7 protein-coding genes are annotated in these 6,280 nt (G+C 65.1%); 3 read left to right on the forward strand and 4 right to left on the reverse strand.

The features are described from left to right. The 4 genes from ABEA12_RS15275 to ABEA12_RS15290 all read right to left on the reverse strand — a co-directional run. The coding region (locus ABEA12_RS15275) for a DUF6457 domain-containing protein (RefSeq protein WP_345468850.1) at positions 1–255 on the reverse strand (255 nt) is incomplete at its 3' end. Between the two features lie 365 nt (positions 256–620). Then, positions 621–806: a hypothetical protein gene (locus tag ABEA12_RS15280; protein WP_210101480.1), complete on the reverse strand. Its 186-nt coding sequence runs from the start codon at positions 804–806 to the stop codon at positions 621–623. A gap of 121 nt (positions 807–927) precedes the next feature. Then, on the reverse strand, positions 928–1,746 hold the full coding sequence (locus ABEA12_RS15285) for a class I SAM-dependent methyltransferase (RefSeq protein ID WP_345468852.1): 819 nt from the start codon (positions 1,744–1,746) through the stop codon (positions 928–930). Further along, positions 1,739–2,686, reverse strand: coding sequence for a bifunctional riboflavin kinase/FAD synthetase (locus ABEA12_RS15290; RefSeq protein WP_210101481.1), 948 nt, complete (start codon positions 2,684–2,686; stop codon positions 1,739–1,741). The genes ABEA12_RS15285 and ABEA12_RS15290 overlap by 8 nt, the downstream gene beginning before the upstream one ends. Positions 2,687–2,867: 181 nt before the next feature. Here ABEA12_RS15290 and ABEA12_RS15295 point away from each other — a divergent pair, with 181 nt between their 5' ends. From ABEA12_RS15295 to ABEA12_RS15305, 3 genes are all read left to right on the forward strand, one after another. Beyond that, positions 2,868–3,347, forward strand: a complete 480-nt coding sequence (locus ABEA12_RS15295) for a DUF937 domain-containing protein (RefSeq protein WP_210101482.1) — start codon at positions 2,868–2,870, stop codon at positions 3,345–3,347. A 205-nt stretch (positions 3,348–3,552) separates the two neighbouring features. Further along, positions 3,553–4,557, forward strand: coding sequence for an alpha/beta fold hydrolase (locus tag ABEA12_RS15300; protein WP_210101483.1), 1,005 nt, complete (start codon positions 3,553–3,555; stop codon positions 4,555–4,557). Continuing rightward, positions 4,554–6,098: an SLC13 family permease gene (locus ABEA12_RS15305; protein WP_210101484.1), complete on the forward strand. Its 1,545-nt coding sequence runs from the start codon at positions 4,554–4,556 to the stop codon at positions 6,096–6,098. Before ABEA12_RS15300 ends, ABEA12_RS15305 begins: the two co-directional genes overlap by 4 nt. Positions 6,099–6,280: the final 182 nt, after the last annotated feature.

Consider the following 6,280-nt stretch of genomic DNA (forward strand, 5'->3'; position numbering starts at 1 on the left):
CTTCATGATCTTTTCCACGGCGGTCTTGACCGCCTCCTGTGGATCAACGTGCCTGCTAGTGGCAGCCAGGGCCGCGGCGTAGCCGGCATAGAACGTGCTGATGGGTCCCGAGGACGGGCTCACCGACGTCGATGATTCCTGCGCCAACCTGAGGATCAGGTCATTCTCTTCCTTCAGATCCAGGATCTGCAGGGCTTGCGTGAGCCGGTTGCTCCAATGCTCCAGGGTCCGCTTCTCATCGTCGTTCATCGTCATGGCTGCTCCGTCGGTTCGTTGGGGATCTTGATTCAGGTGGCCGGGCTGCCACTGGGCATCCGATGTTCTAGGATTAGCATCCGTGTCGGGCCAACGCAATGGTTTTGCCAGGTCCGCAGCTTCGTTTCCGCACGCGGAACGGTTTTTTCGGCGACCCCGCCGGTCCTCGCGATCGCGAAGAGGACGGGCGGTGTCAGCGATTATCCCTCTTCAACTCGTTTCCGATCGTCCATCCCGCCGTGGCCAGGCACCTGCGGCACGAGGCTGCATCCGCCGTGGGCCTAGCTGGACAGGAAGCCGATCGAGAACACCACGAAAAGGTAGACGAAGAACACGACCGCCCCAATGCACGGAACCAACGGCAATCAATACCTCTCGTTAGCCCGAAGGTTCCTGGCGCCCCATGCCCCGATGACCACCGGGACCCACAGCAGCACCGTCGACCCCAAAAACGCGAGCAGGAAATACGAGGCGTCCAACAACCCCGTCCACACCAACGGTCCCCGCCACGCAGACGGGTTTGCGCTCGGGGCACCGGTTCCCTGGGCCATTCAAGGTTTCGCTTCCGGAATCCGGCGACTGGATGAGGGCCGAAACATACATCGGTTCGGTGCTTCGGCGGTCCGGTTCCGTACCTCCTTAGCGCCGCATTGGAGTGGTCCGAGGCTCGTTCTACTGGCTGCGCAGCCGGGCCCGCCAGGCATGGGTCAGGTACGGCAAGCCGAACGGCACCCCGGGCTTGTGGCCCAAATGGTCATAGAGATACCAGGACAGGTTGTGTTCGACCCGGGCACGCGTGGCCGCGCCGGCGCGCAGGTAGTAGCTGCGCGACTTTGCCAGCTCGATGACCTGCTCCGGGCTCAACGACTGCTCCCAGGTCCAGGCCCCTGATTCCAGGCCCTGGAACTCGGGTCCCAGCGGCGGGATGAAATCCGGGCGGTGTACGTCCCCGGCGTGCATGATCCGGGCCAGCCGGTGCACCCAGGGCATCGAGACATCGAACTGGTTCCACACCAGGGCCAGCTGGCCACCGGTGCGCAGCACCCGGGCGGCCTCGGCGCTGGCTGCCTTGGGATCAACCCAGTGCCACGCCTGTGCGTAGGTGATGACATCGGTGCTCGATTCCCCCAGCCCGGTGTCCTCCCCAGTTCCGGGAACGGCGTCGACCTCGGGCAACCTCCCGGTCAACACCCCAAGCATGTCCTGGGATGGTTCCACCGCGGTGACCTCCAGGCCGCGGCCCACCAACAGTGCGGTGAAGATTCCGGTCCCTGCACCCACATCGACGACGTCACGGGCAGTGGCGGGGACCATGAAGTCCAGTGCGGCGTCCGGGTAGGAGGGGCGCACGGCATCGTAGTGTGCGCCGCCGGCCTTGAAGGCGGCAGCCAGTTCGCGGCGCCTCGCCGCATCCATGGTGAAGGCACGAGCCGGCAAACCGGGAACCGGCCGCGGGGCCTTTTCCCGGTCCTGTGCCGGGGACTCAGGCATCTAGAAGGACGGTACGGGTGCGCTCCACGTCCTCGCGCATCTGTTCGATCAATGCATCGACGCCACGGTAGGCGACCATCGGGCGCAGGTGTTCGACGAACTCCACGACGATCTGCTGCCCGTAGAGGTCAAAGTCCTCCACGCCCTCGGCGGGGCGGTCGATCACGTGGGCCTCGACCTGGCGGCTGACACCCTCGAATGTCGGGTTCGAGCCCACGGAAATCGCAGCGGGCCAGCGCACCTGCGCCTCGTCCAGCAACCATCCGGCGTAGACGCCGTCGGCCGGGATGATGCCCGATGCTGCGGGGTCAAGGTTTGCGGTGGGGAATCCGAGTTCACGGCCGCGCGCGGCCCCATGCACTACCTCGCCGCGCATCCGGTGCGGGCGCCCCAGGATCTGGGCGGCGGTTGCCACCTCGCCGCGGTTCAACGCCTCGCGCACCCAGGTCGATGACCAGCGGCGGTGCTCCCCCACGTCGTCGATCCCGATGACCTCGAAGCCGTATTGCTTGCCCAGTTCCGCCATGGTCTCGAAGTCCCCGGCGTTCCCGGCACCGAAGCGCACGTCGTGGCCAACCACCACTGCGGTCGCGCCGAGCGCGCCGACGATGACCTTGGCAACGAATTCCTCGGCGGTGGCCTTGGCGAAGTCCAGGGTGTAGCGGATCATCAACAGCCCATCGAGTCCCTCCTCGGCGAGGGTCTCGATGCGGTCCTCGATCCCCATGATCAGTTCCGGTGCGTTTTCCGGGCGGTGTACCTGGGCGGGGTGCGGGTCGAAGCTGATGGCAATGGCCTTGGCCTGACGCTCACGGGCGGCGGCAACCACTGCGGCGAGCACCTCGCGGTGCCCGCGGTGGACCCCGTCGAAGTTTCCGATGGTCACTACAGACGGGCCGATGCCGGACGGTACGGCTTCAAGGCCTTTCCAATAGTGCACGTTGCTCCTTCGCTTCGGGGTTGTTGCTGCCGCTTCGAGCACGGCCATAACCATTATGGACGACAAATACTCCATCCGCCGATTCTTGTCCTTGCCATCACACCCGCCAAGGTGATCTGCGCCACAGGGTGGGACCAGTGCCGCAATTTCCGCGCACCCCCGCGATCACCAGGAGCTCCCGATGGCCGAGCTCAACGAACTGCTGGACCTGGGCCCGTTGGAGCAATCGCGTGCCAGGCTGGGCGTCGATACTGCCGCCGCACGCGCCGCCGCCGCGACGACGCTGCTCTCGCTGCTCGTCGGCCTGCGAAACAACGCATCCTCCCCCAGCGTGGCCGACCCGCTCTGCGCCGCAATCGCCCGGCATGACGCTGGACTGCTCTCCGGCGGTGTGGACATCGACGCCGTGGACACCGCGGATGGCCAAAAGATCGTCCAGCACGCACCGGGAGACAACCAGCTGGCCCTCGCCTCCAGGCTCGGCAGCGCGACCCCCGGTGGCCTGGACCTGGGCACACCGGTGCAAAACACCTGGCCGATGCCGGCCCCGGTGGTCATCGTGTTCCCGGCCAAGATCGCGCCCTCCTTGGCCGGCGGCCAGGACGGCGCCGGAGGGATTGGTTTGGACGGGATCCTCGGCGGTCTCTTCGGCAAGAAGTAGCCGGTTCCCCCGTCGCCACAACACACCGAAGACCCCCACCTGTTGCCGGGCAACCTCGCGTTGATCCACGTACTTCTCCCGGCCCGGGGAACACCTTGTACATGCTGGCCCTTACCGGGGGCCAGCTTCTCTCCTACTATTGCGACAAAGGGATCGCAGAACGCAGCGACCGCGCCTAGCCGATGTCCGATGAAGGAGTCCGTGGATGTTCGATGGCTTTCGCAATCTCGACATCCGCGTCAATGGCGTGCAGCTACGCGGCAAGCTGGGCCCCAATCCGGAAAGACCACCGCTTCTGCTGCTTCACGGCCACCCCGAATCCCACCTGATGTGGCATCGTGTGGCCCCTGGTCTCACCCGGGACTTCTTCGTGGTGGTACCGGACTTGCGCGGCTACGGTGATTCAGGGCGCCCTGATCCCGGAGCAGACAACAGCGGATACTCCAAGCGGGAGATGGCACGCGACGCCCTGGCCCTGATGAAGCACCTGGGTCACGATCGTTTCGCGGTGGCCGGCCACGACCGCGGCGCCCGGGTCGCCGCGCGTTTGGCGGCCGACGCACCGGAGAGCATCACCGGCGCCATGCTGATGGACATCGCCCCGACCCTCGATATGTACGAGGCAACGGACCGCGACTTCGCCACCGCCTACTGGCACTGGTTCTTTCTGATCCAGGACGCGCCGCTGCCCGAGAGGCTGATTGCCGCTGATCCCCGCACCTACATCGAGGCCGTCATGGGAAACCGGCATGCCGGCTTGTCTCCGTTTCCCGCCGAGGTGCTGGAGCATTACATTGCCGGCTTCTCAGATGTCCGACGGGCATCCGGTGCCTGCAGGGACTACCGCGCGGCGGCCACCATCGATCTGGTCCACGACCGGGCAGACCGTTCCCAGGGGCTCATGATTGGCCCCGAACTCCGCGTGCTCTGGGCCAAGTACGGGGTCGTTGAACGCCTATTCAATCCACTTGATCTCTGGGAGCGCGTTGCGTTGCACGTATCGGGACGCTCCCTGGATTGCGGCCACTATCTGCCCGAGGAACGTCCAACCGAGGTCTTGGAGGAGATGCGCCGCTTCTTTGGCGTCGCCCAGGGTACCGAACCAAGGGGAGCCAAGGAACCAATCGACCCACCCACAGCCACCCCTTATCCGCCCGGTATCAAGGAATCCGTCCATGGCTGCCAACCCCATGAAAGGGATACGACATGACAAACACGCCCGCCCCTGCCGACACCGACCCGTCCGATGACCCGGACACCGCCGCGCACGAGGACGACATATCCCCGGGACTCAGGGAATCCGGGGAGGATCGAAAAGTCCTGCTGCGCAAACGCATCGGCTTGTTCGCCGGTCCCGTGCTCGCGCTTCTCACCTTTCTCATCCTCCCCGGTGATCTTGCCCAGCCCGCCCGGCTGACCGCGACGATCGCGGTCATGATGGCGGTGTGGTGGATGAGCGAGGCGATACCGCTGGCGGCAACGGCCCTGCTGCCGCTGGTGCTCTTCCCCGTCTTCAACGTCGCCGAGGTCGGGGACGCCGCCAAGCCCTACGCCAACCCGATCATCTTCTTGTTCATGGGCGGATTCATGCTGGCCGTGGCGATGCAACGCTGGAACCTGCACCGTCGCATCGCACTGAAAACCGTCCTGCTGGTGGGAACCCGGCCCCGGCAGCTCATTGTCGGCTTCATGATCGCCACCGGTTTCATGAGCATGTGGGTTTCGAACACCGCGACCGCGGTGATGATGCTGCCCATCGGCATGTCGGTGCTCGCACTGACCGCACGGATGAGCGAAGACAAGGCGGTACCGCCGAAATTCGGCGTGGCGCTGATGCTGGGCATCGCCTACTCCGCCTCCATCGGCTCCCTTGGGACCATCATCGGCACCCCGCCCAACGCCCTGATGGTGGGCTACCTGCAGCAGGCCCACGACATCCACGTCGGGTTCGGGCAGTGGATGCTCGTCGGCGTGCCCATGTCTGCGCTCTTCATGTTCCTGGCGTGGTACCTGCTCACGTTCGTGATGTTCAAGCCCGAGATCACCGAGCTGCCCGGCGGACGCGAGATGATTTCGGATGAGTACAGGAAGCTCGGACCCATGGGCCGTGGCGAAACGCTGGTGCTGATCGTCTTCATCTTGGCGGCAGCCGCCTGGATCACCGTCCCGCTGGTATGGGAGGACACCAACATCGAAGACGCCGTGATTGCCATGTGCGTTGCCCTGGCGCTGTTCATCGTCCCCGCCAGCCTCACCAAGGGCTCGCCGTTGTTGGACTGGGGAAGCGCAAAGGAACTGCCCTGGGACATCTTGCTGCTCTTTGGCGGTGGGTTGGCGCTCTCGGCCCAATTCACCGCCACCGGCCTGAGCCAGTGGGTGGGCGAACAGGTCGGCGGGCTGGGGTTCCTGCCGATCGTGGTCCTGGTCGCGATCGTCGCATTGATCGTCCTGGTCCTGACGGAACTGACCAGCAACACCGCCACGGCGGCGGCCTTTTTGCCACTCATCGGTGGCGTGGCCGTCGGGCTCGGCCTGGATCCCATGATCCTGGTGGTGCCGGTCGCGATCGCGGCGACCTGTGCGTTCATGCTTCCGGTGGCCACTCCGCCCAATGCCATCGCTTTCTCCAGCGGCTACGTGGAGATCTCCAACATGCTCAAGGCCGGGGTGTGGTTGAACCTCATCTCGCTGGTGCTCACAACACTGACCACGCTGACGCTGGCCGCCTGGGTGTTCGGGTTCCTCTACTAGCCAGGTATCCCGGGCCGGCAACCCACGGCAGCGGCCTCGGCGATGGATCCTTCCAGAGGAATCTTTTGCCCGGAGCCGTCGATCCAGGCCCATCCGTGCCTCATTGAGGTAAGGGCAGGGAAACACCCTTCTTGGGAAGGCCTGACATGATGATGCATCTGGTCCCGGTTATCCTGGCATCC

Source organism: Paeniglutamicibacter antarcticus (genome assembly GCF_039544305.1).
In the GTDB taxonomy this organism is placed as follows: Bacteria; Actinomycetota; Actinomycetes; order Actinomycetales; family Micrococcaceae; genus Paeniglutamicibacter; species Paeniglutamicibacter antarcticus_C.

What these genes read in the sequence shown, in the direction of transcription:
- ABEA12_RS15285 (WP_345468852.1), bottom strand. Translation starts at nt 1,746, where the DNA reads ATGCCTGAGTCCCCGGCACAGGACCGGGAAAAGGCCCCGCGGCCGGTT.
- ABEA12_RS15280 (WP_210101480.1), bottom strand. Translation starts at nt 806, where the DNA reads ATGGCCCAGGGAACCGGTGCCCCGAGCGCAAACCCGTCTGCGTGGCGG.
- ABEA12_RS15300 (WP_210101483.1), top strand. Translation starts at nt 3,553, where the DNA reads ATGTTCGATGGCTTTCGCAATCTCGACATCCGCGTCAATGGCGTGCAG.
- ABEA12_RS15295 (WP_210101482.1), top strand. Translation starts at nt 2,868, where the DNA reads ATGGCCGAGCTCAACGAACTGCTGGACCTGGGCCCGTTGGAGCAATCG.
- ABEA12_RS15305 (WP_210101484.1), top strand. Translation starts at nt 4,554, where the DNA reads ATGACAAACACGCCCGCCCCTGCCGACACCGACCCGTCCGATGACCCG.